Consider the following 26,887-nt stretch of genomic DNA (forward strand, 5'->3'; position numbering starts at 1 on the left):
GATGGATAAAATATTAAATTTAGACAGTGTGGACCAATATAACAGTCTATACGGACTTGAAACACTGAATCCGTTGGTCAGTGTCATTGATTTGAACAAGGCTACCCGGCAGATGGACTATGTGCACTGGAACTATGGTGTTTATGCACTTTATCTGAAATTGGAGAAAGCTTGTGATATCAAGTACGGGCGTCGGAGTTATGACTATCAGGAAGGAACCGTAGTATGTTTTGCTCCGGGACAAACAACGGAAACCACATTGACCACCGACCGTGTGCAGTTGAATGTGCTTGGAATTCTTTTTCATCCGGATTTGTTACGGGGGACTACGCTTGGAAAAACAATAAAGAAATATACTTTCTTTTCGTATGAAGTGAGCGAGGCGCTGCACCTTTCGGAAGATGAGCGCAATATTATGACAGATTGCCTGAAGATTATCCGTATGGAACTGGAACGGGGGGTGGACAAGCATAGTAAGACCTTGCTGGTAAACTATATAGAACTGCTTCTTAATTACTGTATGCGTTTTTATGAACGTCAGTTCGCCACCCGCAGTCATTCGAACCGTGATGTGTTGACACGCTTTGAAGGGTTGCTTGACGATTATTTTGAGGGCGAACTTGCCGAGCGTGACGGATTGCCTACCGTGAAATACTTTGCTGACAAACTGTGCCTTTCATCCAACTACTTCGGGGATATGTTCAAGAAGGAAACCGGCAAGACCCCACAGGAATATATTCAGGAAAAAGTGATAGAACTGGCGAAAGAACGGATGTCCGACAGGAGAGAAACCGTCAGCAGGGTAGCTTATTCACTGGGATTTCAATATCCGCAGCATTTCTGCCGGTTGTTCAAGAAGCGTGTGGGCTGTACACCGAATGAATATCGTACACAAAACCTTCCTTTATAGTATCCTGTTTTAACAAGCAATGAAAGAGACTATGTTGGACTTGAGGACTGTATATGAATGTAATCGCTGTCTGGGTTGCAAGACATTGCATCCGCAGGTGAGCATCATCAATCTGGAGAATCCTTCATTGGAAGAGGATGCGGTGAAATTTGAATTCTATGCTGTCTTGCTGATTGAGGATTGTCCGAGCGGTTGTTGCTGCTGCGGACGGAAATATTATGATTACTCCAATGCTACCATGGTGTTTCTCACTCCCGGCGAGATCTTTCGTATGAGTAAGGAGAATACGTTGCCGGATAAAGGATATCTTTTGGCATTTCATCCTGACCTGTTGTTCCGCACCTCACTGAAGAATCATATTAAAAATTATACCTTTTTCCATTATCGCAAGGAAGAAGCGCTGCATCTTTCACGGCGTGAGACAGAGAAAGTGACGTGTTGCCTCTCGAATATAGAGGATGAGTTGCATCATCCCATTGATACTCATAGCAGTATTATTCTTTCCCGGCATATAGAACTTCTGTTGGATTATTGCACCCGGTATTATGAACGTCAGTTTATTACCCGTGAGAATAAGAACAAGGCTCTTTTGGAAAACATGGAACGTTTGTTTGTGGAATATATCGCATCCGGAAGATTGCAGGGCGGCAAGTTGCCCACATCCGGCTATATGGCGGGAGAGCTTGATTTGTCTGTCGCTTACTTCAATGATCTGCTGAGATTTGAAACCGGCAAGACTTTGGAGGAATATTTTCAACTGAAGCGGCTGGATATAGCCAGGCACATGTTGTTGCAGGACGGTCATACGCCTGCTGCTGTGGCACGGAAGTTAGGCTATCCTAATGTGCAGTGCTTCAGTGTGCTTTTCAAGAAAATAACAGGTGTCGCCCCCAGTGATTACCGGCTCTCGCAGAATTGATAACCGGGTTGCAATACCATGTTTTTGTGATACAGTTCCTTTCTGTAAAAATGGTAATTCTATCTGTAATTTATCTACAAAGAATGAATGGGGGCTGGCTTATCTTTGCATTGTGAAGTGAAAGCGGCTTTGTTCGCATCGGAATGAAGTAAGACAACAGATGAAATCATTTAAATAGGTAGAACGATGTATATTGAACAAGTAAATTCTCCGCAAGACATAAAACGGTTTTCTGCGGAACAGTTAAGACAGTTGGCCGGTGAAGTCCGCAATGCATTATTGACCAAGTTAAGTGCTCACGGAGGGCATGTGGGACCTAATCTGGGAATGGTGGAGGCTACAATAGCATTGCACTATGTATTCAATTCACCGACGGATAAGATGGTATATGATGTATCCCATCAAAGTTATACACATAAGATGCTGACCGGGCGTAAGGATGCTTTCCTGAATCCGGAGGATTATGATGTGGTGTCCGGATACACCAATCCCCGGGAAAGCGGGCACGATTTTTTCACTATCGGCCATACTTCCACCTCTGTCAGTCTGGCTTGCGGTCTTGCCAAAGCCAGAGATCTGAAAGGCGGATACGAGAATATCATTGCCGTGATAGGGGATGGATCGCTCAGCGGCGGGGAAGCTTATGAAGGTCTGAGTAATGCGGGAGAAATGGGAACCAACCTTATTATAGTGGTTAATGATAATGAAATGTCCATTGCCGAAAACCACGGTGGGCTCTATCAGAACCTGAAGGAACTGCGCGATACGGAGGGACGGTCGTCCTGTAATTTCTTCCGTTCTCTGGGGTTGGATTATCTTTATGTGGGAGAGGGGAATGATATTCCGTCTTTGATTGCGGCTTTTGCCAAGGTGAAAGATACATCACGTCCCACAGTGGTTCATATTCACACACAGAAAGGAAAGGGATACGCTCCGGCAGAAGCCGACCGGGAGGAATTTCATTGGGAGATGCCTTTCGATCTGGAAACGGGTAAGCCGAAGGTGGATTGCAGCGGTATGGAGGATTACCATAGCCTGACCGGGAAGTTTTTGTTGGAGAAGATGAAGGAGGACCACACGGTTGTTGCCATCAGCTCGGGTACTCCTACTGTGATAGGTTTTACTCCTGAACGCCGGAAACAGGCAGGGCGTCAGTTTGTGGATGTAGGTATTGCCGAGGAACATGCCGTGGCATTGGCATCGGGTATCGCTGCCGGTGGCGGACGTCCGGTGTACGGGGTTTACAGTACTTTTGTCCAGCGTTGCTATGACCAGTTGTCTCAGGATTTGTGTATCAATGGAAATCCGGCGGTGATCACTGTGTTTATGGGGACAGTAGCCGGAATGAACGATGTGACTCATCTGGGTTTCTTCGATATTCCGCTTATCAGCAACATCCCGAATATGGTTTATCTGGCTCCTACGTGTTCCGAAGAGTATTTTGCTATGTTGGAATGGGCTGTCCGCCAGACGGAATATCCCGTTGCTATCCGTGTGCCGGGAGCGGCAGTGGTGCATCGTAAGGAAGAGTTTGACACGGATTATAGCGAGTTAAACCGCTACAAAATGACAGCCAGGGGAGAAACTGTCGCTATTCTTGCATTGGGTGCTTTCTATGATTTGGGACAGGCTTTGAAGAATAAGCTCCGGGAAGAGTCGGGTGTTGAGGCTACTTTGATTAATCCCCGTTACATAACAGGGCTTGACGAACCGATGCTGGAAGAGTTGAAAGTGGGGCATCGTATTGTCGTAACGTTGGAAGACGGGGTGCTGGATGGAGGATTCGGCGAGAAGATAGCGCGTTATTATGGTAATTCTGAAATGCGGGTGCTGAATTACGGACTTCGTAAAGAATTTGCAGACCGCTATAATCTGGATGAGCTGATGAAAGCCAACAGGTTGACTGACAAGCAGATGGCGGAGGATATTGCCGGTATATTAGGATAACCGTTTTACGGAATGGCTGAAGTTCAAGACTTCAGCCATTTTTGTAATAGTGAAATAGATAAGCCGGATTAAAACTGTTTGTTACCATAAGTATGAGAACTGGAATACTTATTCTTTTTCCAGAAGCGAATAAAACACAGGATGATAATCGGGAAGTAGTTCCGGGTGAAAAGCTTTTATCATGTCACTCAGAAGAACATCGGGTGAGAGGGGAAGATTCTCATACAAAGGTATCCATTCCAGATTGCAATAAATAACTTTCTTTTCTTTAAAAGCCCGAAAATCAGCATATTGTGGATTGGAAGCTTTTAATGCTTCATAAGAGAATTCTCCTTTATAACCATTCATCACTCTCCAGTAGCCGGCATTATATCCTTTGGCGTATACGGTTTCAAAATCCATGAGTACACCTCCTGTTTCAGGATTATCCTTCATAAAGTAATCGGCCCCTGCGTCGGCGAACAAGCGGGCATAGAAACTTTGTCCTCCGGGTACATACCAGGTACCTCTTCTCATTTCTCCGCTGAATACACTGGGACGCTGTTTTACATTGGAAACTTTGGCTTTCAATAGGTTATAGCGTTGTTCCATTTGTGCAAATAATTGGCATGCCTCTTCCTCTTTACCGATAAACATACCTGCTACCTTGATCCATTCGGACAGCCCCAATGGTGATGTTTCCTTGAATGCCCAATAGGGGACCAGAGGGATGTTCAGCCCTTTCATCACTTCATACCCTCCCCGGCGGTTGGGAGATACGAAAATGATATCGGGTTGGGATGCAATGATAATTTCCGTATCAAAGTTTCCTTCCATTCCTATCTTTTTCACCCGTCCGTCTTTTAATCGGGCAAGCCATTCCTTATTCTGCATCCGGCGGGTGGTACTTGTCGCTACCACTTTGTCATAAGCATTCAGACCGGTAAAACCTGCCAGTTGCGGCGTGGTCATGCAGATTACTCTGTCTGTCGGAGTCGGAATAACGGTATAGCCATCGGGTATCTCGGCTTTTGTTCCTTTAGGAACTAAGGCGAAAAGTTCGGGTATTGCATGGTTATTGTTCGGCTCCGAGATGTACAGAAGCTTTACTCCATCCGGACGAACAGTTATTTTGAAGCCTTTGGCATAACGGGGGGCCAAGGCTGTTTGTATGGTATCTGCGGAAGATAGCCCGTTTTCACTCACTGGGTTGCGGCTTTTATAGCCGCAACCTGCCAGGCAGAAAGTTGTTATGAGCAGATAGACAAGTCTGGTTTTAGAAGCCATGCTAAAAATAGTTTTATTGCTTGAAACGAACCAGCAGACTGACATAGAAAGAGCGTCCCGGTGTCAGAGTTGCATAATTACTGTTATAAGGACGGTCATCTGTGTAATTGAAAATGTTTTCAACTCCGACGGCGGGTTCCAGAGCAACAGATTTTAAATTGAATGAATGGCGTGTGTTGATATCCCAAAGCTGGTGGGCGGGGGCGTCACCGTAAGTTTTAGACCAGCGTGTACCTTGATAGCGTCCGTTGATTGCAATATTGAATGTATAATCATTCCATGTTTTTCGCCAACTGGCATTGAAATTACCCGAGTGACGTACTGTTCTTTCCAAACGGATGTCTTCTGTACGGTTGCGCCCGTCCGTGTAAATATAGTTTGCTCCGAACATGAAGCCTGTGAAGGGACGGACTGAAAAACCTATGTCAAAGCCTTTCACACGTGCCTTTTCTATATTACGGTACTGGCGTCTGCGAGTGATACCGTTTTCAATATCTTCGGGTGTTGTTCCTATATCTTCCGCTTCGATCTTGTCTTTCAGGTCATTCTGATAAATGGAAGCGGCAATGGAGAACAAGCGATGATTGTATTCTATATTCAAATTATAGAAATTGCTCTTTTCCGGGTCCAGGCCAGGGTCTCCGACAGTGATTTGTCCACGGCTTTCAGAAACGGCATACATTTGTTGCAAGGTAGGTGAACGGAATCCGGCAGCGTAAGATGCACGTACATTCAGTCCTGAATATTGGTACATCAAGGATAGTTTGGGCGTGAACTGGCTTTTAAACTTTTCATTATAGGCATATCGTATACCTGCCACTACGCTGATTGCATCCAGTAGTTTTACTTCGTCCTGTACGTATGCTGCCAGTGTATAAACACTTTGGTATTCATTATTCAGCATCTTGCTGGTTTCAGTCGGCTCCAAGCCTTCGAATACATAGTCCAGTCCGGTAAAAAGTGTATTGTTCTCGTGAGTTTTGAATACACCTTTTAGATTGGCATTGGTGTAAGTCTGGTCTTTACTGAGGACTTCATCACCGGTTTTATGCGTTTTTGCATCATTTATATAGTCATAAAAAGAACGGAAATTGGTGGTGCTTATATTCCCTTCTATATATGAAGCCCGCTTAGCCAACAGATATTTGGCTGTTCCACCCACTGTATAGGACTGATGCCGGTTGTTGTAATCGTAAGCTCCGGTACGGTCGTTTTCGCTGATAAAAAGATTACCGTTTAAATGAAGACTTAAACGCTCTGTGGCTGCGTAGCTCAAGGTTTGGCTCACATTATGCGAATGATTTTTATAGACCGGTTTCTTTGTGGTTTCCACCAGTTCTCCCTTGCTTTCCTCATACGGATTCAGTTGCCATCCATCCGAAGTGCGGTAATTATAGTTCAAGTGTGCGGATAATTTTCCATCATTGGCGTCTGCGTTGACTGATTCTGAAATTCGTCCGTGAGAACTTACACGGGTATTGGAAGATACATTCAATGCAGATTTAGGATCATCGGTAATGATATTGATTACTCCTGCGATGGCGTCACTGCCATAAAGGGCGGAAGATGCTCCTTTTAATACTTCAATACGTTTTACGGCATCCATATTGATCCGGTCGTAATCTATAGACCCCGAAATATCTCCGGCTACTTTTTTACCGTTAATTAATACGAGGAGGTATTTATCAGGCAGTCCGTTTACGTATAGGGTTGTTCCCATAGCGGTGGTTTGCACCGAGATAGAGGGAACTAGTTTCACCAAAGCATCCTGGAAACTGGATGGATTGGCATTTTGCAGGTCACGTTGGGAAATGACCTCTACGGGTACAGGGCTGTCTTTCAGCTTGTGGTGAGTTCCGGTTCCGGTTACCACTACCTGATCCATGTTGAAAGTGGTACCTTTCAGCCTTATCACCATTTCTTTTTGACTTTGACTGACTTTCTGAGTAACAGGAGCATAATTCAGGCAACTGGTACGCAGGGTATACGTCCCCTCTTTGATGTCTTTCAACAAAAATTCTCCTTTAGGATTGGTAGCACATCCTATTGTAGTTTGTTCCAAACGTACGTTAGCGCCTTCCACCGGCTTTCCTGTACGGGCATCCACTACTTTTCCACTTAACGATATCTGGGCGGATGCACACACCACCATGCTGCCGAATAAGGCTGTCAGTAAACATTTCTTTTTCATCGAAATAATTTAAGAATTAATAATTAGCTTTCCTGGCCCCGGGAAAGCGTGAATTATCTATGTTCAGACTTGGCAGGTTTCCTGGCTTCACCCTGAAAAGCGCCTTCCCATTTCTTACAAAGGAAACAGTGGCATGGCGAGAGTTGCTTTTCATTGGACGGGCTTCACAGTAGCGGGCACTGCTTCGGATTCTATAACCGAATTCCCTTTTATGCAAATACGGAAAGTACTTACATCACCAAATCTGATGCAAAGGTAGGGTTTTATTTTAAAATCTTTTGGGATTCTGAAAATAAAAGAAACATTTTTGTGATGTTTGATACTGATTTATAGGCTTCTTAATATATAAGGAAGGGACAACTAAGGACGAATGGGCATTTTCTTTGGCAGGATGAGAGGCTTGTTTCCGATTTTAAATCCATAACTACTATTAATAGGTATTGACTGCTATTGGAAATAGTTCTATCTTTGTCCCCGTTACGATGAAGAAATATTTGATTCATATTCTAAAGCTCTTCCTTCCGCTGATATTTATTGCCTATTTGGGAGGGATCACCCTTTTTACTCACTCGCATGTGGTAAATGGGGTAATCATCGTACATTCGCATCCGTTTAAAGGGGAGCATCAACATACGGAGGTGGAATTGGAAACAATTTTCTTCCTCTCTTCTTTCGCTGCTTCCGATAGTTTGCTCACACCATTTTCCGCATCAATCTTATTAGTATTGCTATGCTTGCTGGCTACTCCGATTGTAGAACACATTAAACTGGCAAAAGCTTGTTGCGGCATTTATTTGCGTGCGCCTCCTGTTGTTTATTAAATAAAGAATTTTCACGTTAGTAGAATGTTTTCCGTTGCCATTATGTGCATACGGATTCGTTCTTCTGACCGCTATCCTTTTATTCATAAATAAACAGAACAAGAACACATGAAGAAATACATTTTTTTCTTGATGGGAGTAGTATGCTTTTTACTCTCGTCACTGGCTGCGCACGCCAATGAATTGAATAAGTCTGATGCAAATATTATAGGACATGTATTAGATGAGAGTACGAAAGAACACCTCTCTTTTATCAGTGTATCGCTGAAAGGGACTACCATAGGGACTATGACTGACGCCAGTGGACACTATTTTCTTAAAAATCTGCCTGAAGGAGAATTTACCATGGAGGTAAGTGCTGTCGGTTATAAGACAGTCAGCCGGAAAGTAACTTTAAGAAAAGGGAAAACTTTGGAGGAGAACTTCGAGATAGAAGAGGATCTGATAGCGTTGGATGGAGTAGTGGTGTCTGCCAATCGTAGTGAGACCACCCGCCGTATGGCACCTACTTTGGTAAACGTAATGGATGTGAAAGTATTTGAGAATACAAATTCCTCTACATTGTCGCAAGGGCTGAATTTCCAACCCGGAGTGCGTGTGGAAAATAATTGTCAGAACTGTGGTTTCCAACAAGTACGTATCAATGGGTTGGATGGCCCTTATACGCAGATATTGATCGACTCGCGTCCTATATTCAGTGCTTTGGCCGGTGTATATGGATTGGAACAGATACCTGCCAATATGATTGAGCGTGTAGAAGTGATGCGCGGAGGAGGTTCGGCATTGTTCGGCTCTTCAGCCATTGCGGGAACCATTAATATTATCACTAAGGAGCCTGTACGGAATTCAGGACAATTGACACATACCCTGACAGGTATAGGAGGTACTTCTTCTTGGGACAATAATACGACACTGAACGCTTCATTAGTGACTGATAATCATAAAGCAGGATTGTATATTTTTGGACAGAACAGAGAAAGAAGCGGTTATGACAGTGACGGAGATGGATATACCGAATTGCCAAAACTGAAAAATCAGACAGTAGGTTTTCGTTCTTTTATTAAAACAAGCACGTATTCAAAACTGACTTTTGAATATCATCATCTCAGTGAGTTCCGTCGTGGCGGGAATAAGTTGAACCGTCCTCCCCATGAAGCGGATATAGCCGAACAATTGCAGCATACTATCAATAGCGGGGGAGCGAAATTTGATTATTTCTCTCCTGATGAGAAACAGCGGCTGAGTGTATATGCCTCTGCACAGCATACAGGACGTGACAGTTATTATGGTGGAGGACAAGATGTGAATGCGTATGGCGCGACCACGGATTTTACCTGGGTCACAGGATCGCAGTATATCTATAGTTTTGATAAATGCTTTTTTATGCCTGCCGATTTTACCGGAGGTTTGGAATATAACCAGGATAACTTGACGGATGATATGTGGGGATATAACCGTTATACCAGACAAGAAGTCCGTATAGCCAGTGCATTTTTCCAAAATGAATGGAAGAATAAGCAATGGAGTTTTTTACTTGGAGGACGTTTGGACAAACATAATATGGTGGATCATGTGATCTTTAGTCCGCGTGCTAATCTTCGTTACAATCCGACCGAGAATATGAACCTGCGTGCCAGTTATTCTTTCGGATTCCGTGCGCCTCAGGCTTTTGATGAAGATTTACATATAGAAAATGTAGGTGGGACAGTGTCTATGATTGAACTGGCAAAAGACTTGACAGAAGAAAAATCACAAAGTCTGAGCGTATCGGGAGATTTGTATCATCGTTGGGGAGATTTCCAAGGAAACTTGCTTATAGAAGGTTTTTATACTTTGCTTTCCGATGTATTTGCCTTACGCCAGATAGGGGAGCGTGACGGTATTATTATCAATGAACGGTATAACGAGAAGGGAGCCAAAGTGTATGGTTTGACTTTGGAAGGAAAGATTGCTTATCGTTCCTTACTTCAATTGCAGGCCGGCGTTACCATGCAGAAAGCTGAATACAAGCAGGCACGTGCATGGAGTGATGATGAAACGGTGCCGATGGAGAAAAAAATGTTCCGTACTCCGGATACTTATGGATATTTCACTTTGTCATACAACCCTTTCGTACCGATGACTATTGCATTGTCCGGTACTTATACCGGTAGTATGATGGTAGAGCATAAAGCTGGTTTTATTGATAAGGACATTGCAGTGAATACACCTGATTTCTTTGAATTGAATCTGAAAGCCGGTTATGACTTCAATTTGTATAAAGGCATAACCATGCAAGTAAATGCCGGAGTACATAATATTTTTAATGCGTATCAAAGTGATTTTGACCGGGGGGCAAAACGTGATTCCGGTTATATTTATGGGCCGGGTATGCCACGTTCTTACTTTGCCGGAGTGAAATTGAGTTTTTAATTTGTATATATCATTGCCGGGAGAGGACGGATAGCGCTCCTCTCCCGGCAATTTGCGTCATAGAATAAATAACCTATTATAGGGCTTTCGAACAGGTTATTTTAGATAATAATTCTTTTGATACACTTTATTTAGAATAATTATCTAAATTGGAATGCTTTATTGGATGTAAAATCTGCTATTCCTATCTTTGTGGAGAAATAAATCTGAAATGTGATTAATATAAAGATAAATCTCCTATATAACTATCCGCTATATGGATTTATCGGAATTAATAAGTAAAAAGGTCAAAAAAGATGGGTATTGCTGAGTTGATAAATAAGGAAAAGAAAACAGCATTTTCTTTCGAGGTTCTTCCACCGTTGAAAGGTACTGGAATTGAAAAACTATATGCTACAATAGATACATTACGGGAATTTGATCCTCTTTATGTCAACATTACCACTCATCGCAGCGAATATGTGTATCGCGAGTTGGGGGGTGGTTTATATGAACGTAATCGTTATCGGCGGCGTCCGGGTACGGTGGCGGTGGCTGCGGCTATACATAATAAATATGATATCACTGTTGTGCCGCATATTTTGTGCAGTGGGTTTTCACGTGAAGACACGGAATATATATTGCTTGATTTGCAATTTTTAGGTATTACTAATCTGTTGGTACTCCGGGGAGACAAGGCAAAAGATGAATCTTCTTTTGTTCCCGAGAAAAACGGTTATGCCCATGCTTTGGAGTTGGAAGAGCAGATTAATGCTTTTAATGAAGGAAAATTTATTGATGGAACACCTATTCAGGCTCCTTTAACTCCTTTTCGTTATGGTGTGGCAGGTTATCCGGAGAAGCATGAGGAATCTCCTAATATAGAACAAGATTTATATTGGTTAAAAAAGAAAGTGGAAGCCGGAGCCGATTATGTAGTGACACAAATGTTTTATGATAACCAAAAATACGTTGCCTTCGTGGAGCGTGCAAGAAAAGAGGGGATTAATGTTCCTATCGTACCGGGTATCAAACCTTTTTCCAAACTATCACAGCTTAGCGTTATTCCCAAAACGTTCAATGTGGATTTACCACAGGAACTGGTCGTGGAAGCAATAAAATGCAAGGATGATAAAGAAGCGCGTGCATTAGGCATAGAGTGGTGTGTCAATCAATGCCGGGAACTGATAGCATATGGAGTTCCGGGAATACATTTTTATACAGTGGGTGCGGTGGAGAATGTGAAAGAGGTGGCGGCAGCTGTTTATTGATAGTCTTTAATGGAAATGTTTCTGTCAGGCCATTTATTGCTCCGTATCTTAATGGGTTTAAGATGCGGAGCAAAATATATTTTGTAAATGGGTTATAAGTCATCTTCCAAAGCTGTACTTTTGGCATAAGCCGTACTCTTTGCTTCAAAAAAATCAGTCTTTACCATATTGGCATTAGAATATTGAGATACCCAGTGCATGCTTTCCGGCTCTTTATGGTTTTCTTCGTACAGAGGGCCAAAACCTAAACTACTCCAACGGAGATTGCCTAAATATTGAATATAATCTTCTATCATTTTCCGGTTGAGTCCCTGTATATTGTCTCCTATCACATATTGTCCCCATTCTATTTCCTGCTTGACCCCCTCACGCATCATGTATTCATATATTTTTACTTTATCGGGAGTGAATAAATCCGGTTCTTCTTTCTTTAATTCCAGAATAATGTTGCGGAATAACCACAGATGCGTGTTTTCATCTCGATTGATATATCGGATTTCTTGTGCGGAACCTGACATTTTTCCATTACGGCTCAAGTTATAGAAAAACATGAATCCGCTATAGAAATAGATTCCTTCCAATATATAATTGGCGATAAGGGTTTTCATCAATGTGAATCCATCCTGACTTTCCTGGAATTCGTTATAGCAATTGCCTATAAAAGTATTTCTTTTCAGCAGGTGTTCGTCTGTTTTCCATTGGTAAAGGATCTCGTTACGCTTTTCGGGGCTACAGATAGAATCCAGCATGTAACTGTAGCTTTGGCTGTGTACACATTCCTGAAAGGCTTGGATATGGAGGCATAGATTAACTTCATTGGCTGTGATGTATTCGCTGATGGTGGGCAGATTATTGCTTTGTAAAGAATCAAGGAACACTAAAAAACTCAGGATTTTATCATAGGCGGTGCGTTCTGCTTGGTCCAGGTGAGGATAATCCTTGGTATCTTGGGTGAGATTGATTTCTTCGGGAATCCAAAAATTATTCATAGCCTGACGATACCAGTCACTAACCCATTTATAGCGCATATTATTGAAATCATTCAAATTGGTGGTGTTTCCTCCAATCATTCTTCTGTGCCGGAGGTCGGTATCTCCCTCAGGATTGAAAAGGGCATTCTTTTTTAATTTTATTGTATTCATGATTTATTGTTGTTTTATATTCTGTCTTCTTGTTTTACTGCTAACTCAAGGCTGTATATTAAAAATAAATTTGTTATTCATTCCTTGTAGGGGCGCAAGTATTGCGCCCCTACAAGGAATGTTTTAGCATGACAATTCAGTACTGGAGTGTTTACGAAAAGATCAGGAGGCACAGCTTTCACATTCTTCTACTTCCAACGATTTGCTACGGACATAATATATTGTTTTTACGCCACATTCCCATGCCAGCAAATACAGGTTTAATACTTGTCTCAGGGTAAATTCATTGGTAATGTATAGATTCAGACTTTGCGCCTGGTCTATATGTAACTGCCGGATCCCTGCGGCACGGATACTCCATGTCTGATCTATCAGATAAGCACTTTTATATATCCAATAGGTCTTATCGGACAATGCCGGTGCAACACGTGGCAGCATGGCTCCTTTCTTTTCTTCCAAGAAGAAACGTTTCATTACCGGATCTGTTCCGGCAGTGGTTCCGGCAATGATACTGGTGCTGCTGGTGGGGGCAATGGCAAGAAGATAGGCATTTCTCATTCCTTGTGTGGAAACTTTTACAGCCAATGCTTTCCATTCTGGCGAATTATAGCCCCGTTTTATAAAATAAGCTCCGGTCTGCCAGTCGCTACCTTCAAAATAATGATAGGATCCTTTTTCTTTTGCCAGTTCGCTACTTGCTGCTATAGCAGCATAGTTGATACGTTCGAAAACTTTATCCATAAAATTGAGATGTTCCTCGCTTTCCCAACGAATACCGCGAACAGCAAGAGCATGATGATAACCGCTGACTCCCAAGCCGATACTGCGGTAGCGATGATTGGTAATCTGAGCGAAAGGAATCGGATAAAAGTTCAGTTCAATCACATTATCCAATGCCCGTACTACAGTTGCCACCTTTTCTTTCATTTGTTTTTCATCTTCCAAGGGCAAATGTCCTAATGAAAGGCTGGCAAGATTACATACCACAAAGTCTCCGGGCCGGATAGTTTTGACTACCACTGTATCACCATCTTCCGTACATATCTCTGTAGAGACTGTTTCAATGGAGGACATGTTTTGTGCTATTTCCGTGCAAAGATTGGAGCAATAAATGATCCCCCGGTGTGCATTGGGATTGGCACGGTTCACGGTGTCACGATTGAATGTAAAGGGAGTACCTGTTTCTACAGCCGAACGTAGTACCAGTCTGACGATATCTTTGATGCTCATACAGCGCTTGGAGAGTCGGGAGTCATTTACGCAATCCATGTATTTCTGTTCCCATTCCTTTCCGTAGTAGTCTTCCAGACAGTATCCTTTGACGGTCATTATTTCATTGGGACAGAATAAATACCATTGCTGGTTTAAATCCTGTTTCGCCATACGCCAGAATAAGTCCGGATAGCATACGGCAGGGAAGATGTCGTGCGCTTTCATCCGGTCATCTCCATTATTAGTCCGGAGTTGCAGAAACTCAGGCAAGTCTTTGTGCCATACATCCAGATAGACGGCTACGGCTCCCTGACGCATACCTAACTGGTCAACGGCTACAGCAGTGTCATTCACCAGTTTCATCCATCGGATTACACCTCCGGCCACACCTTTGAATCCGCGTATGTTTCCACCTGCGGCACGAATTTTGCCAAAATACATTCCCATTCCTCCTCCAAATTTGCTTACCATCGCAAAATTGTCTAAACTGCGGTAAATGCCTTCCAGACTATCGGGCACTGTATCAATGAAGCAACTGGATAACTGGTGATAAGGTTTTCGGGCATTTGCCAGGGTAGGAGTGGCCATTGTGACTTCCAAACGACTTAATATATCATAGAACTTTTTTACCCATTGCAGTCTGTCCTGTTTTTCGGGCATAGCGAGATGAAGGGCAATCCCTAAATACATTTCCTGCACAGATTCTATAGGCTCGTGTGAACGGGTACGGATCAGATAACGCTTGGCAAGCAGATCCAGTCCTGAATAATTGAAAAGCTTGTCACGTTCAGGACACATGAAGCCAGCTGCCGTTTCTATCTCTTGTGGAGTATAGGAGGCTAAGATATAATTACCATACAAACCCTCATCGGTGAGGTAACGTAATTTATCATAAAATGAAAAGATGCCGGCAGCTTCCGCCTGTTCGGCCAGTTTTTTTGTTAATCGGAAATTCAGCAGACGCGCCGCAATGAATTCCCAATCGGGAGTTTCTTGTGTCGTCAGTTCTACAGCCGCTTTGACAAGTGCCGCCAACCGTTCCCCGGGTGTCATATCCGGTTTACAGAAACTTGTGAATTTCTCTGCGAGAAGGGTTAGACTATATTCCTTCCCGGAGAAGTCTTTTTGTATCTCTTTTAGTATATTTGATATAGTATCATCACCGGTTCCTGTAATGATTTGGCTAAGAGCTTTTCTTCTTTCTGTGCGTTGCCAACGGTAAAGTATATAGTTTTTGGCTTCTGCATAAAAGCCATGTTCCATCAAACTACGTTCCACTTCGTCCTGAATGCGTTCTACACTACGATTTGCTTCGTTTTGATGCAGAAATAGTTCCACTTCGTCTACTATGGTGTAGACAGCTTCATCTGTTATTTCTTTTTGGGTACTGGCAAAGCTTTTCCGTATGGCAACGGCTATTTTTTCTCTGTCGTAGGATTCTGTTGCCCCATTCCTTTTAATTATTTGCATGAGATGCTGTTGGTATGAATTATTGTATCTTTTCGTACCGCTTCCCTAACCCCACGAGTAGAAACGGCCTTTGATGAATGGCAGGTCTTCTGACTGGCTCCTCATTTCCGATGCCTTCCCGCGTTCTCGTTATGTGGAGTCAGGCAGTGGCAATAGGTACATATCGGAAATTTTATCGGAGTTTCACAGCAGCGGGACTGTCCGGGATTTACACCCGATTCCCTTTTAATCCGGATAGAGGGCATCTATTCGGAACCGATTCGGGAACAAAGATAATGGAAATTGGAATTATTACAGCATTGAGTTAGTTTAAAAATCAGAAATGATTTATAAAAGTTGGATGGTATTAAACATTTTGGACAAGTTCTACTACCATGCTTCCAAGCAGCACAGCTACTATTGTTATGAGTAACCAATTGATATACTTGCTTTTCGATCTCGTTTTTTCTTTTTCTGAATGACACTGATTTTTACCATATAACCGAATGATTCCCCAATGCGATTGGCACTGCGTATCACTCGTGAAGTATGTACACCACATCCCATCGTGTGAGCGGAATATTCAGAAATAAATCCACTGACATCTATCAAAATTTCGGCTGTCTTATCCATTTAAATGAAGTTATGTTTTTCTTTTTTTAGAATCCATAGACACGACATGGCTTTCCAGTGGAAGGCATTTCCTTGTCAATTTCAATCTTTAATTTTTTTATATTCAATATTTCTTCTCCTTCAAGCATCAGGCACATAATAAGAAAACAACCGTTTTTCTCACATTCCATATCGAATAACCGGTGTTGTGAAAACATGCCTAACCCATGTGAGTCAATAAGAATAAACTTTGGATGGTTATAAAGTAATGCAGCCAGAGAGTCCCAATTAAGCTTCATGTCAAACATAAAGAAGTCTTTGGTTGCATAGTCGTTGGTTGCCATATTGCCGGTATATAAAACCAATGCTTTACCTTCTATGTCCAAGTTATTAAAGTATTCGTCGGCTGGTAGTCCGTTCCGACAATCTACCACGACGGCATCTGTTACATATTCTTTATAGCGGGGAGCTTCCATATAGCAATCCATGTGGGTGCCGATGTGTCCGAGGCGTTCCGTTTCTTTGGCATCAAGTTCGAACTGTGCCAAATCTTCATCACTTAACTGTAAATGTAGTTCTTTGGTAATCGTTTCTTGTTGGTACATATTTAAAGAATTTTAAAGTTTAACCTAATGAGAGTATCAATAATTGAGCCGTAAGTACGCGTAGGAACATAGCAAGCGGATATACGGTGGCATATCCCACGGCCGGAGCGTCACATGAAGTCAGATCATTGGAATAGGCGAGGGCAGGCGGATTAGTATTTGCTCCTGATAATACACCAATAAGGGTATAATAGTTTAATTTACAGGCATAACGCCCAATGAGCCCCGTTATGATTAATGGTACGGTCGTAATAATAGCTCCATACATAATCCAAATATATCCACCTTCATTTACAATTGTCTCTATAAAATCTTTCCCGGCTCCCAACCCTACACAAGCTAGGAATAAGGAAATCCCGATTTCTCTTATCATCAAGTTAGCACTCATCGTGGTGTATGTAATCATTTTATATTGAGGACCGAAACGACTGATAAGAATGGATACAATAAGCGGTCCACCTGCTAGACCAAGTTTTACTGGTTGTGGAATACCTGGAAACATAAATGGAATACTTCCCAAGATACATCCTAATGCGATGCCGAAAAAAATGGGGATAAGATTGGGATGATTCAGTCTCTTCATGGAGTTTCCTAAAACCTTTTCGGCATGAGTGACAGCAAGTTCACTACCAACTATAGTTACACGGTCGCCCATTTGCAACTGTAAATGTGGGGAGGCTACCAAGTCTACTCCTGAACGGTTGATACGGGTGATGCTCGCACCGAAGTTATTTCGTATCTTAAGTTGTGAGAGCATTTTTCCATTTAACTCAGGCTTTGTTATCAAAATGCGGCGTGAGATAAGTTTCTTGTTTAACTGTTCCCATTCCATTTCTACCTGTTTGCCAAAAAATACTGTAATCGCTTCAATGTCAATAGGGTTCGAGATAACCAGAATCTTGTCATCAATATGTAATATCGTTTCTGAATTTACTAGTTCCACTTCCTGTTGTCCGTCATGATGGCGTATGCGCGAAATGACGAAGTTGCGGTTTACCAAAGGACGTATTTCCTTAATGGTCTTCCCATGTATTGCTTCATTTTTTATCTCTAATGTAACGGGGCGTACGGTCAGTTCCTGTAAATGTCCCAATCCTTTTTCGGCATCAGCTTCTTCTTGTGATGTTTTGATATTAAGAATGTATTTCAGTGCAAGCAATGAGAGAATGGCACCAACCACCCCCAAGGGATAGGCAACAGCATATCCCATCGCAATCTCCGGTGCATCTATGCCATTTAAATCACTATTTGCCTGTTGGGCGGCACCAAGGCCGGGAGTATTGGTAACAGCACCAGAGAGAATGCCGACCATGGTGGTTATGGGAGTTCCGGTAGTAAAATGTAAAATGATAGTAATGACTACACTGATAAAAATAGCCCCCATAGCCAACATGTTCAGCGTAAATCCTCCTTTCTTAAAGGCTGAGAAGAAACCGGGACCCACCTGCAAACCAATGGAATAGACGAACAAAATAAGACCGAATTCTTTTAGAAAATGTAGCAGGTGTTCATCCAGATTCAGATTGAAATGGCCGAATACGATACCGACAAAAAGAATCCATGTGACACCAAGTGAGATGCCGGATATTTTTATTTTACCCAGCATAATTCCAAAGGCGATAACTAGTGACAGAATGAGTACGGAGTGTGCTACACCTCCGCCCCAAAGATTGGGATATCCTTCAAAGAGGTTTTTAAGAAGTTCCATAGTATTAAGAAATATATTTATTTTTAACTAAGTCATCATTTTATATTTAAAATTTCCCATCATATGGGTTGGTAAAAGTATCCCCGGAAAAATCACTTCTGCGGGGATACACACACATTGAACAATTACAACGGCATATTGCCGTGCTTTTTAGGCGGATTGCTTTGGTTTTTGTTGTGACACATTTCCAAAGCCTGAATGAGTTTATAGCGGGTGTCACGGGGCATAATCACTTCATCAATCAAGCCGCGTTCTGCCGCACAATAAGGGTTAGAGAATTTATCTTCGTAATCTTTGATTATTTCTTGTTTTTCTTCAGGAGTGGATTTCCGATAGAGGATATTTACAGCTCCCGCAGCTCCCATAACGGCTATTTCCGCCTGTGGATAAGCCAGGTTCACATCGGCTCCCGTCGGTTTGCTGGACATGACAATGTAGGCACCTCCGTAAGCTTTACGGGTAATTAAAGTTACCTTGGGCACTGTAGCTTCGGCGTATGCATAAACTATCTTCGCACCGTGGCGGATGATGCCGTTGTGTTCCTGTATTGTTCCGGGCAGGAAGCCGGGAACATCCTCGAAAGTGATCAGAGGAATGTTAAAGCAGTCGCAGAAACGGATAAAACGGGCAGCCTTGTCACTGGCGTCAATGTCAAGGACGCCGGCCAGCCAGGCGGGCTGATTGGCAACAATACCTACGGAACGACCTCCCAGGCGACCGAACCCCACCACCACATTTTTAGCAAAGTGAGGCATCACCTCGAAGAAATACTGGTTATCCAGCACCGGTTCGATGATATCCTTTATATCATAAGGCATATTCGGATCTTCGGGAATGACAGTCTGCAACGCCTCCACCTGACGATGGATGTCATCGTTGCAGGGAACCAACGGCGCATCCTCCATATTGTTGGAAGGCAGGAAACTCAGCAATTCACGGATACTCATCAGCGTTTCCTCCTCATTGTCGCACATAAAATGGGTCACACCGCTTTTGCTGCTGTGGGTATAGGCACCGCCCAGTTCTTCCTTGCCCACCTCCTCGTTAGTCACAGTCTTCACCACATCCGGGCCGGTGATGAACATGTGGCTCTTCTCTTTTACCATAAAGATAAAATCGGTTAGTGCTGGTGAGTAGCAGGCTCCTCCGGCACAAGGACCCAAGATGGCGGAAATCTGCGGGATAACACCTGAGGCGATAGTGTTCTGATAGAAAATAGAGGCATATCCGGCAAGGCTGTTCACCCCTTCTTGGATGCGTGCGCCTCCCGAATCGTTCAAAGCGATAACGGGAGCTCCCGTCTTCAAAGCCAGTTGTTGCACCTTCACGATTTTGGCAGCATTGGTCTCGCTCAGCGAGCCGCCATGTGCGGTAAAATCATATGCATAGACAAACACCGGACGGCCGTCTATCTTTCCGTAACCGGTGACCATACCATCTCCGGCAATCTGCTTCTTCTCCATGCCGAAGTTGGTACAACGGTGGTTCACCAGCTTGTCCAGTTCATTGAACGTACCTTTGTCCAGCAACATTCCGATACGCTCGCGAGCGGTCATCTTCCCTTGGGCGTGTTGTTTCTCGATCTTGTCCACACCGCCGCCCAGCGACGCGCGTTTGTCCAGCTCTTTAAACCGGCTGTATATTTCTTCTCTTGTCATGATCAATCTTCTTTTATTATATCCAATACTATTAATACCTGGTTAGCATTGACGGAATCCCCTTCATTGACCAGGATATCCCTTACCGTGCAGTCCGAGGTCACTTTGTAGTTGCTCTGCATCTTCATGGCCTCCAGCACTACCACAATATCCCCGGATGACAGACGGTCTCCTTTCCGGACGGGAATTTTTACAACCTTTCCGGGCATGGGAGCTACAATCTTGTCATCCTGTCTCTCCTCGCCGCCCTTTTTCATACGCAGATACTTGGTCTGGGTGTCCACTATGTCCACATGATAGGAACGGTAGAACATATTCACATCATAACTCTTTCCACCCTCCCCACGGATCAGTTCGGCATTGAAGGAATTGCCATCGTGCAGGATGGAACAGCTTCCGTTCTCGGCCATAACGATATCCACATCATACGGTTTTCCGTCAATCATAAACTGTACCTTGTTTCCTTCCTTGCTCACCAACGTCACATCGGCTACGCGGTCTCCAATATGTATTTCCATACTTTTGCTTAATTAAATGAAGAATCAGATTCTCAATACTCCTTTCTGCAAGCCGAACTCACGCCAGCGGCTGATGGGACGGGCATCAGACAGCTGGGGACTCTTGTTCTCTTCCAGATTCATCAGATAGTCAATATAAGAGGCGATCATGGCGATATTCTCAATCTCCTCATTATTACCGTTGCCACGGAGCAGCATACGCGAGTTCTTCTCTATGAACAAGGTATTATACTCACCCTTTACAAAGTCGGGGGTATGCATGATGCGTTTCAGATAACTGAGGTTGGTCTTCAGCCCCGTAATCTTGTACTCGTAAAGTACCCGGCGCATACGTTCTATGGCATATTGGCGGGTCGTAGCCCATACAATCAGCTTGCCTATCATCGGGTCGTAATAGATGGGAATCTCGTAACCTTCGTAAACGTAGCTGTCAATGCGTACGCCGATGCCGTTAGGCTCCGTCAGCTGTTTGATGATACCCGGCGAAGGCATGAAGTTGTTCTCCGTGTCTTCCGCACAGATACGACATTCGATGGCATGACCGCGCTGGAAAAGTTCTTCTTGCTTCAGGTGCAGCACCTCGTTATTGGCTATACGGATTTGTTCTTTTACCAGATCCACGCCCACCACTTCTTCGGTGATGGGATGCTCCACCTGCAAACGGGTGTTCATCTCCAGAAAATAGAAATCGCGGTTCTTGTCCACCAGAAACTCGATAGTTCCGGCTCCCGAATAGTTCACCGCCCTGGCGGCAGCCACTGCCTTTTCCCCCATCTCCTGGCGGAGTTCCGGAGTAAGGAACGGAGACGGGCTCTCCTCTACAATCTTCTGGTTGCGACGCTGGACAGAACACTCGCGGTCAAACAGATGGATTACATTGCCATGATTGTCACCCAGAATTTGAAATTCTATATGATGGGGTTCCTCCACAAATTTTTCCAGATAAACCGTATCATCCCCGAAAGAAGACATGGACTCGGAACGGGCGGTGTTATATGCCTCCACCACTTCGTCTTCACTGTGTATCAGCCTCATCCCTTTACCGCCGCCTCCCATAGAAGCCTTCAGCATGACAGGATAGCCTATTGCATTACAGATACGTACCGCCTCTTCGGCACTTTGCAACGGTTGTTCCGTACCGGGGACCACGGGAACGCCTGCGGCAATCATACGCTTACGGGCGGCAATCTTGTCACCCATCGCTTCCATCGTCTCGGCGGAAGGGCTGATAAAGATGATCCCCTCCTCTTTGCATCGGCGGGCAAAATCAGCATTCTCGGACAAAAAACCATAACCGGGATGAATGGCATCGGCTTTGCATCGTTTGGCAGTCTCTATTACTTTTTCTATATTTAAATAGCTTTCCCTGGCTATAGCAGGACCTATAAGATAGGCCTCGTCAGCATACATCACATGATGAGAAGTGCGGTCGGCTTCTGAAAAGACAGCAACGGTCCGTATGCCCATTTCTCGGCAGGAACGCATTACACGTAAGGCTATTTCACCTCTGTTTGCAATCAATACTTTCTTTATCATTTTTCTTCTTATTATAACGGGGGTTAATTTCGCAGGCATAGAAACTGTCCTTGACGGCTTTCAGGCAGTCATGGCACAGGCAATCGGAATAATTCTCCATTAAATAGGTGCGTTGCAGAGCATCCAGTCGGACAGTTGCGCAATGACACGATAAAATATCATTGTGCATACAATCAAATGTTGCACCACAACGTGGACATACCTTTTTCATAGGCATTCCTCCCGTAAATTTTTTATTTTCTTATTTTCTTTCGTACTGCTTTCCTAATCCCACGAGTAAAAACAGCCTTTAATGAATGGCAGGTCTTCTGACTGACTCCTTATCTTGAAGCCTTCCCGATGTGAGGATTGTCACATCAGTGGCAAAGGTATTTTTCAAGATTCCAGCAGAGCTTCACAGCAGCGGGACTGTCCGGGATTTGCACCCGATTCCCTTTTAATCCGAATAGCAGATAGACTATCCGAAACCAATTCGGGGCAAAGATAATGGATTTTATAATTAAACGAAGCGGAAAAGATGAAAAAAGTGTTGCTTGAAGTTTTTTTTCTTTTTCCAGTTGTTTTATTGATTTAATTCCTAACTTTGTCAGTAATATCGGTTTCCGGATTAGCCGTTGGCGCGAAACGGAATTAAAAGGGAATCCTGTGCAAATCAGGAACTATCCCCGTAGCTGTAAGTTTTATCCTCCCATAGTGTGGGGAAGTGTTGTGACATTCTTAGCCACTGGTTATTGTGAAAACCGGGAAGGCGTTACAACGGAAACAAGTCAGAAGACCTGCCGTTATTGTTTATATCATTCATGGCTTTCGGGTGAAAGGCGATAGAACGAATCATACTGATCCTTTTTATTACTGGTTTCCATGAATTGTCGTGTGTGAAAGACTTATATTGAATAATGTGTGTTTTGTATAACCTTAATTTATAAGTATGATTAATTCAGAGGTATTTATTATTAAGAGAGATGGTAAAAAAGAAACTTTCTCTCTTGATAAAATTAAAAATGCAATAGCCAAAGCATTTTTGTCAGTAGGAAGTTTTGCTACCCAGGATGTGATTACTACTGTATTGAGTCGCGTTAGTGTCAGTGATGGAATGAATGTGGAAGAAATCCAGAATCAGGTGGAGGTGGCCCTGATGGCTGAACATTATTACAGTGTTGCCAAGGCGTATATGCTGTATCGTCAGAAACATTTGGAGGATCGTGAGGTGAGAGATAAACTGAAGTTTTTGCTTGACTATTGTGACGCTTCCAATCCGGCAACCGGCAGTAAATATGATGCGAATGCCAATGTGGAGAATAAGAATATTGCTACGCTGATAGGAGAGTTACCCAAATCAAATTTTATTCGTCTCAACCGTCGTCTGTTGACTGACCGTTTGAAAGACATGTATGGAAAGGAATTGTCCGATCGTTATTTGGAACTTCTGAATCATCATTTTATTTATAAAAATGATGAAACTAATCTGGCTAATTATTGTGCCAGCATTACTATGTATCCTTGGTTGAATAATGGTACGATAGCAGTGGGAGGGAACTCTACGGCTCCTACTAACTTGAAATCTTTTTGTGGTGGATTTGTCAATATGGTTTTTATTGTATCCAGTATGTTAAGTGGTGCCTGTGCTACTCCAGAGTTTTTGATGTATATGAATTATTTCATTGGTTTGGAATATGGGCAGGAATATTATAAGTATCCCGATAAGATTGTTGATTTATCTACCAAACAAAGAACAATAGACAAAATCATTACAGACTGTTTCGAGCAAATAGTATATTCTATTAACCAGCCTACAGGGGCGCGTAATTTTCAAGCCGTCTTTTGGAATGTAGCTTACTATGACAAATATTATTTTGAAAGTCTTTTTGGTAACTTCTTTTTTCCCGATGGAAGCCAACCTGACTGGAATTCACTAAGTTGGTTGCAGAAACGTTTCATGAAATGGTTTAATAAAGAGCGTACACGTACTGTTTTAACATTTCCTGTAGAAACAATGGCGCTTTTGACTAAAGATGGTGATGTATTAGATAAGGAATATGGTGACTTTACGGCTGAAATGTATTCCGAAGGTCATTCTTTCTTTACTTATATGAGTGATAATGCAGATTCTTTAAGTAGTTGCTGCCGTCTTCGCAATGAGATACAGGACAATGGTTTCAGCTATACTTTGGGAGCAGGTGGGGTTTCTACAGGCTCAAAAAGTGTGCTGACTATTAATTTGAACCGTTGCATCCAGCATGCGGTGAAATCCGGTATACTTTATCCGTTTTTTTTGGAAGAAGTGGTTGATTTGGTACACAAAGTCCAGTTGGCTTATAATGAGAATCTGAAATTGTTGCAGTCGAAAGGTATGCTGCCTTTGTTTGATGCTGGTTACATCAATATGAACCGTCAGTATCTAACTATCGGTGTTAATGGTTTGGTGGAAGCAGCGCAATTTATGGGTATTGAAATCAATGATAACCCTAAGTATGAAGCATTTGTTCAGGAGATTTTAGGAATGATTGAACGATATAATAGGAAGTACCGTACAAAGGATGTTTTGTTTAATTGCGAAATGATTCCTGCTGAGAATGTAGGAGTGAAGCACGCTAAATGGGATAAAGAAGCAGGCTTCCAAACATTCCGAGAATGTTATAACAGTTATTTCTATATTGTAGAAGACAAATCGTTGAATGTTGTCGATAAATTCCGTCTGCATGGACGCCGCTATATAAAGCATTTAACGGGAGGCTCGGCCTTGCACATGAATTTGGAAGAACATCTTAGTAAGGAGCAGTACAGACAACTACTTCGGGTAGCTGCTATAGAAGGCTGTAATTACTTTACATTTAATATACCGAATACCATTTGCAATGAATGTAAGCATATTGATAAGAGATACTTGCATGAATGTCCTGAATGTCATAGTCGGAATGTGGATTATCTGACACGTGTTATCGGGTATATGAAGCGGATCAGTAATTTTTCTCAGGCAAGGCAGAAGGAGGCTGCACAAAGATATTATGCTCCGTTACGTTGATTATGACATCGTATTTCAAGAAATTCCGGATGAAGTCACTCTGGCGATCAATCTCTCTAACTGTCCCAATAGGTGCAAGGGCTGTCATAGCCCTCATTTGTTGGAAAATGTAGGAGAATCTTTAACGGAAGAAAGTCTTGGGCATCTTTTACAGAAGTATGGAAAGGCGGTGACTTGCGTCTGTTTTATGGGAGGCGATGCCGAACCCTTTGAAGTGGAAAGGTTGGCAGGATTTCTTCACCGACAGTCTATCGCTTTGGTAAAGGTGGGTTGGTATTCGGGGAAGAATGAATTGCCGGAAGGTCTTTCCGTTCAGAACTTTGAATATATAAAGTTGGGACCGTATATTGAAAAATTGGGTGGCTTGAAATCTCCTGATACCAATCAGCATTTCTATCGGATATACGGGGATGAGATGAAAGATATTACCTATCGGTTTTGGCGTATCTGAAAAAGGCGGAAATAAATTCCGCCTTTTTCAGATAAATATATTAAGTTGGTTATGCTTCCGGTTGATAGTCTTCACCATTCTCCCATGCACTGTCGTCATTCCAGTTTTCATATAAATGGTTTACCCAAATTTGGCGAATCTCAGGATAACTGCCAAGGGCTTTCATATTACATCCGTCTTTAATACCATGATCAGCTCCGGCTTGATCTATCGGGTGGCTTTCGAATGTTCTGTCCACTTTGAATCCTAATTTCTCCAAACGTTCACGCCAGCTATATTCATTTGTATTGATTTCCACATTACTTACATCGTCATCTTCGGCCATAGCTTCCAATCCCCAAAGGTCGTTGTGGGCATGGTCACCGGCAATTGACATGAAAGGTGCAAGATAAACATTTACTTCTGATGGGTTCAGGCCGTTCTTTTCGCAATAGCTCATCACCTTAGAGTACATACAGTCGGGATATTGGGTTTTGTCAAATCCTTCTACAGGAATTCTATTAGCCGGTTCTTCCTCTATTTCTTTCGGGAAGAAAAGCATGTCACCATAATCCACAGTACCTACAAAGATATTGTTGTTGGCAGCAAGTTCCTGCAATGCTTTTTCCATGTCAGAGTACTTTTTGTTAGCATTGTAATTCTCATCCGGATTACCGTGTCCCATTAGAAGCACGATGTTGTTCTTGTCTGCTAATTTAGACTCATAGTGTTTGTAAAGTATCTCTGCTACATCTTTAGTATCTTCTGCACTGGAAAGAAGGTTGGCACCCTTCAATACATCAATATGCGGATACCATTGAATCATAAAGTATTTTTTTACATCAGTATTCATTAATGAAAGATATTCTTCGCCTGGAATTACATGCAATGATTGTACAGCCACACGTTTGTATCCTGCATCGCCTATTGCTTTCAACCATTGGTCCAATTCATAACGTGCTATGCCGGTAGATGCTTCTACACGTCCGATACATGTACGTGAAGTAAATGACATATAAATATCCGTATTGGGGAATTTAGCTTTAAAATCCTCAATCACATCATCATAAACAGAAAGGGACTCATTATAGGTACTGCCAAAAGTACAGAGCAAAATGGCTGTGTCGTGTTGCTTGGTTCTGGTTACTACATCCACAGCAGGATTAACAGTACTTTCTTCATCATCATTGTCACTACAGGAACTGAATCCTGTGCAAGTTGCGGCAGCAACAAAAGCCGCCATCAGATAATACTTGAATTGTTTCATACGAATAAAAAT

At 42.8% G+C, this 26,887-nt stretch carries 20 protein-coding genes and 4 riboswitches; of the genes, 8 read left to right on the plus strand and 12 right to left on the minus strand.

The window, feature by feature from the left end; genetic code table 11:
- The first annotated feature begins 1 nt into the window (after position 1).
- The 3 genes from GKD17_RS10685 to GKD17_RS10695 all read left to right on the plus strand — a co-directional run bounded on the left by GKD17_RS10685 (position 2) and on the right by GKD17_RS10695 (position 3,776).
- Positions 2 to 910: a helix-turn-helix domain-containing protein gene (locus tag GKD17_RS10685; protein WP_007844226.1), complete on the plus strand. Its 909-nt coding sequence runs from the start codon at positions 2 to 4 to the stop codon at positions 908 to 910.
- A 31-nt stretch (positions 911 to 941) separates the two neighbouring features.
- A complete protein-coding gene (locus tag GKD17_RS10690) occupies positions 942 to 1,829 on the plus strand; it encodes a helix-turn-helix domain-containing protein (protein ID WP_007844227.1) in 888 nt (295 codons plus the stop codon).
- A 186-nt stretch (positions 1,830 to 2,015) separates the two neighbouring features.
- Entirely contained in the window at positions 2,016 to 3,776 is a 1,761-nt protein-coding gene (locus GKD17_RS10695) for a 1-deoxy-D-xylulose-5-phosphate synthase (protein WP_007835717.1), read from the plus strand.
- Between the two features lie 108 nt (positions 3,777 to 3,884).
- On the opposite strand, the gene GKD17_RS10700 is transcribed toward GKD17_RS10695, so the two are convergent.
- Together GKD17_RS10700 and GKD17_RS10705 are read right to left on the minus strand one after the other, a co-directional pair.
- Positions 3,885 to 5,042, minus strand: coding sequence for an ABC transporter substrate-binding protein (locus GKD17_RS10700; protein WP_007835716.1), 1,158 nt, complete (start codon positions 5,040 to 5,042; stop codon positions 3,885 to 3,887).
- A 13-nt stretch (positions 5,043 to 5,055) separates the two neighbouring features.
- The gene (locus tag GKD17_RS10705) at positions 5,056 to 7,233 is read right to left on the minus strand and encodes a TonB-dependent receptor (protein WP_007835715.1); all 2,178 of its coding nucleotides are present in this window, start codon (positions 7,231 to 7,233) and stop codon (positions 5,056 to 5,058) included.
- A gap of 54 nt (positions 7,234 to 7,287) precedes the next feature.
- A riboswitch (cobalamin riboswitch) is annotated at positions 7,288 to 7,491 on the minus strand.
- Positions 7,492 to 7,673: 182 nt separating this feature from the next.
- Between GKD17_RS10705 and GKD17_RS10710 the strand changes: the two genes are divergently transcribed.
- From GKD17_RS10710 to metF, 3 genes are all read left to right on the plus strand, one after another.
- On the plus strand, positions 7,674 to 8,054 hold the full coding sequence (locus tag GKD17_RS10710) for a hypothetical protein (protein ID WP_032936259.1): 381 nt from the start codon (positions 7,674 to 7,676) through the stop codon (positions 8,052 to 8,054).
- 108 nt (positions 8,055 to 8,162) lie between these two features.
- Positions 8,163 to 10,466: a TonB-dependent receptor gene (locus tag GKD17_RS10715; RefSeq protein WP_007835709.1), complete on the plus strand. Its 2,304-nt coding sequence runs from the start codon at positions 8,163 to 8,165 to the stop codon at positions 10,464 to 10,466.
- Between the two features lie 296 nt (positions 10,467 to 10,762).
- Entirely contained in the window at positions 10,763 to 11,716 is a 954-nt protein-coding gene (gene metF / locus GKD17_RS10720; protein WP_007835708.1) for a methylenetetrahydrofolate reductase [NAD(P)H], read from the plus strand.
- 92 nt (positions 11,717 to 11,808) lie between these two features.
- Here the strand turns inward: metF and GKD17_RS10725 are convergent, their stop codons facing one another.
- The 9 genes from GKD17_RS10725 to GKD17_RS10765 form a co-directional block, all read right to left on the minus strand.
- Entirely contained in the window at positions 11,809 to 12,858 is a 1,050-nt protein-coding gene (locus GKD17_RS10725) for a ribonucleotide-diphosphate reductase subunit beta (RefSeq protein ID WP_007835707.1), read from the minus strand.
- 162 nt (positions 12,859 to 13,020) lie between these two features.
- Positions 13,021 to 15,540 (minus strand): ribonucleoside-diphosphate reductase subunit alpha, encoded by a 2,520-nt coding sequence (locus GKD17_RS10730; protein ID WP_007835706.1) that lies wholly within the window; start codon positions 15,538 to 15,540, stop codon positions 13,021 to 13,023.
- Positions 15,541 to 15,602: 62 nt separating this feature from the next.
- A riboswitch (cobalamin riboswitch) is annotated at positions 15,603 to 15,816 on the minus strand.
- Between the two features lie 126 nt (positions 15,817 to 15,942).
- Positions 15,943 to 16,152 (minus strand): hypothetical protein, encoded by a 210-nt coding sequence (locus tag GKD17_RS10735; protein ID WP_007835705.1) that lies wholly within the window; start codon positions 16,150 to 16,152, stop codon positions 15,943 to 15,945.
- Between the two features lie 26 nt (positions 16,153 to 16,178).
- A complete protein-coding gene (locus tag GKD17_RS10740; protein ID WP_005846505.1) occupies positions 16,179 to 16,736 on the minus strand; it encodes a cyclase family protein in 558 nt (185 codons plus the stop codon).
- A gap of 19 nt (positions 16,737 to 16,755) precedes the next feature.
- Complete coding sequence (locus GKD17_RS10745; protein ID WP_007835703.1) at positions 16,756 to 18,444, minus strand: putative transporter; 1,689 nt, start codon at positions 18,442 to 18,444, stop codon at positions 16,756 to 16,758.
- A 125-nt stretch (positions 18,445 to 18,569) separates the two neighbouring features.
- Positions 18,570 to 20,102 carry an acyl-CoA carboxylase subunit beta gene (locus GKD17_RS10750; RefSeq protein WP_170272822.1) on the minus strand — a complete coding sequence of 511 codons (1,533 nt, stop codon included), beginning with the start codon at positions 20,100 to 20,102 and terminating at the stop codon, positions 18,570 to 18,572.
- 2 nt (positions 20,103 to 20,104) lie between these two features.
- A complete protein-coding gene (locus GKD17_RS10755; protein WP_005845446.1) occupies positions 20,105 to 20,620 on the minus strand; it encodes an acyl-CoA carboxylase biotin carboxyl carrier protein subunit in 516 nt (171 codons plus the stop codon).
- Positions 20,621 to 20,644: 24 nt separating this feature from the next.
- Positions 20,645 to 22,156, minus strand: coding sequence for an acetyl-CoA carboxylase biotin carboxylase subunit (gene accC / locus GKD17_RS10760; protein ID WP_132140460.1), 1,512 nt, complete (start codon positions 22,154 to 22,156; stop codon positions 20,645 to 20,647).
- Positions 22,122 to 22,373 carry a cysteine-rich CWC family protein gene (locus GKD17_RS10765; protein WP_005846492.1) on the minus strand — a complete coding sequence of 84 codons (252 nt, stop codon included), beginning with the start codon at positions 22,371 to 22,373 and terminating at the stop codon, positions 22,122 to 22,124. The genes accC and GKD17_RS10765 overlap by 35 nt, the downstream gene beginning before the upstream one ends.
- 64 nt (positions 22,374 to 22,437) lie before the next feature.
- A riboswitch (cobalamin riboswitch) is annotated at positions 22,438 to 22,643 on the minus strand.
- A gap of 92 nt (positions 22,644 to 22,735) precedes the next feature.
- A riboswitch (cobalamin riboswitch) is annotated at positions 22,736 to 22,954 on the plus strand.
- 130 nt (positions 22,955 to 23,084) lie between these two features.
- On the opposite strand from GKD17_RS10765, the gene nrdD reads away from it, so the two are divergent.
- Positions 23,085 to 25,178: an anaerobic ribonucleoside-triphosphate reductase gene (gene nrdD / locus GKD17_RS10770; protein WP_005846490.1), complete on the plus strand. Its 2,094-nt coding sequence runs from the start codon at positions 23,085 to 23,087 to the stop codon at positions 25,176 to 25,178.
- On the plus strand, positions 25,162 to 25,629 hold the full coding sequence (gene nrdG / locus GKD17_RS10775; RefSeq protein ID WP_005846488.1) for an anaerobic ribonucleoside-triphosphate reductase activating protein: 468 nt from the start codon (positions 25,162 to 25,164) through the stop codon (positions 25,627 to 25,629). Before nrdD ends, nrdG begins: the two co-directional genes overlap by 17 nt.
- A gap of 49 nt (positions 25,630 to 25,678) precedes the next feature.
- Here nrdG and GKD17_RS10780 read toward each other — a convergent pair whose 3' ends face one another.
- A complete protein-coding gene (locus tag GKD17_RS10780; RefSeq protein ID WP_007835694.1) occupies positions 25,679 to 26,875 on the minus strand; it encodes a sirohydrochlorin cobaltochelatase in 1,197 nt (398 codons plus the stop codon).
- Positions 26,876 to 26,887 lie beyond the last annotated feature (12 nt).

The sequence above is a fragment of the Phocaeicola dorei genome (assembly GCF_013009555.1).
Lineage (GTDB): Bacteria > Bacteroidota > Bacteroidia > Bacteroidales > Bacteroidaceae > Phocaeicola > Phocaeicola dorei.

Coding starts and splice junctions, on each gene's coding strand:
- GKD17_RS10700 (WP_007835716.1), bottom strand. CDS start 5,042: ATGGCTTCTAAAACCAGACTTGTCTATCTGCTCATAACAACTTTCTGC.
- GKD17_RS10765 (WP_005846492.1), bottom strand. CDS start 22,373: ATGCCTATGAAAAAGGTATGTCCACGTTGTGGTGCAACATTTGATTGT.
- GKD17_RS10735 (WP_007835705.1), bottom strand. CDS start 16,152: ATGGATAAGACAGCCGAAATTTTGATAGATGTCAGTGGATTTATTTCT.
- GKD17_RS10690 (WP_007844227.1), top strand. CDS start 942: ATGTTGGACTTGAGGACTGTATATGAATGTAATCGCTGTCTGGGTTGC.
- metF (WP_007835708.1), top strand. CDS start 10,763: ATGGGTATTGCTGAGTTGATAAATAAGGAAAAGAAAACAGCATTTTCT.
- GKD17_RS10750 (WP_170272822.1), bottom strand. CDS start 20,102: ATGACAAGAGAAGAAATATACAGCCGGTTTAAAGAGCTGGACAAACGC.
- GKD17_RS10745 (WP_007835703.1), bottom strand. CDS start 18,444: ATGGAACTTCTTAAAAACCTCTTTGAAGGATATCCCAATCTTTGGGGC.
- nrdD (WP_005846490.1), top strand. CDS start 23,085: ATGATTAATTCAGAGGTATTTATTATTAAGAGAGATGGTAAAAAAGAA.
- nrdG (WP_005846488.1), top strand. CDS start 25,162: ATGCTCCGTTACGTTGATTATGACATCGTATTTCAAGAAATTCCGGAT.
- accC (WP_132140460.1), bottom strand. CDS start 22,156: ATGATAAAGAAAGTATTGATTGCAAACAGAGGTGAAATAGCCTTACGT.
- GKD17_RS10695 (WP_007835717.1), top strand. CDS start 2,016: ATGTATATTGAACAAGTAAATTCTCCGCAAGACATAAAACGGTTTTCT.
- GKD17_RS10755 (WP_005845446.1), bottom strand. CDS start 20,620: ATGGAAATACATATTGGAGACCGCGTAGCCGATGTGACGTTGGTGAGC.
- GKD17_RS10730 (WP_007835706.1), bottom strand. CDS start 15,540: ATGCAAATAATTAAAAGGAATGGGGCAACAGAATCCTACGACAGAGAA.
- GKD17_RS10685 (WP_007844226.1), top strand. CDS start 2: ATGGATAAAATATTAAATTTAGACAGTGTGGACCAATATAACAGTCTA.
- GKD17_RS10780 (WP_007835694.1), bottom strand. CDS start 26,875: ATGAAACAATTCAAGTATTATCTGATGGCGGCTTTTGTTGCTGCCGCA.
- GKD17_RS10725 (WP_007835707.1), bottom strand. CDS start 12,858: ATGAATACAATAAAATTAAAAAAGAATGCCCTTTTCAATCCTGAGGGA.
- GKD17_RS10715 (WP_007835709.1), top strand. CDS start 8,163: ATGAAGAAATACATTTTTTTCTTGATGGGAGTAGTATGCTTTTTACTC.
- GKD17_RS10705 (WP_007835715.1), bottom strand. CDS start 7,233: ATGAAAAAGAAATGTTTACTGACAGCCTTATTCGGCAGCATGGTGGTG.
- GKD17_RS10740 (WP_005846505.1), bottom strand. CDS start 16,736: ATGTACCAACAAGAAACGATTACCAAAGAACTACATTTACAGTTAAGT.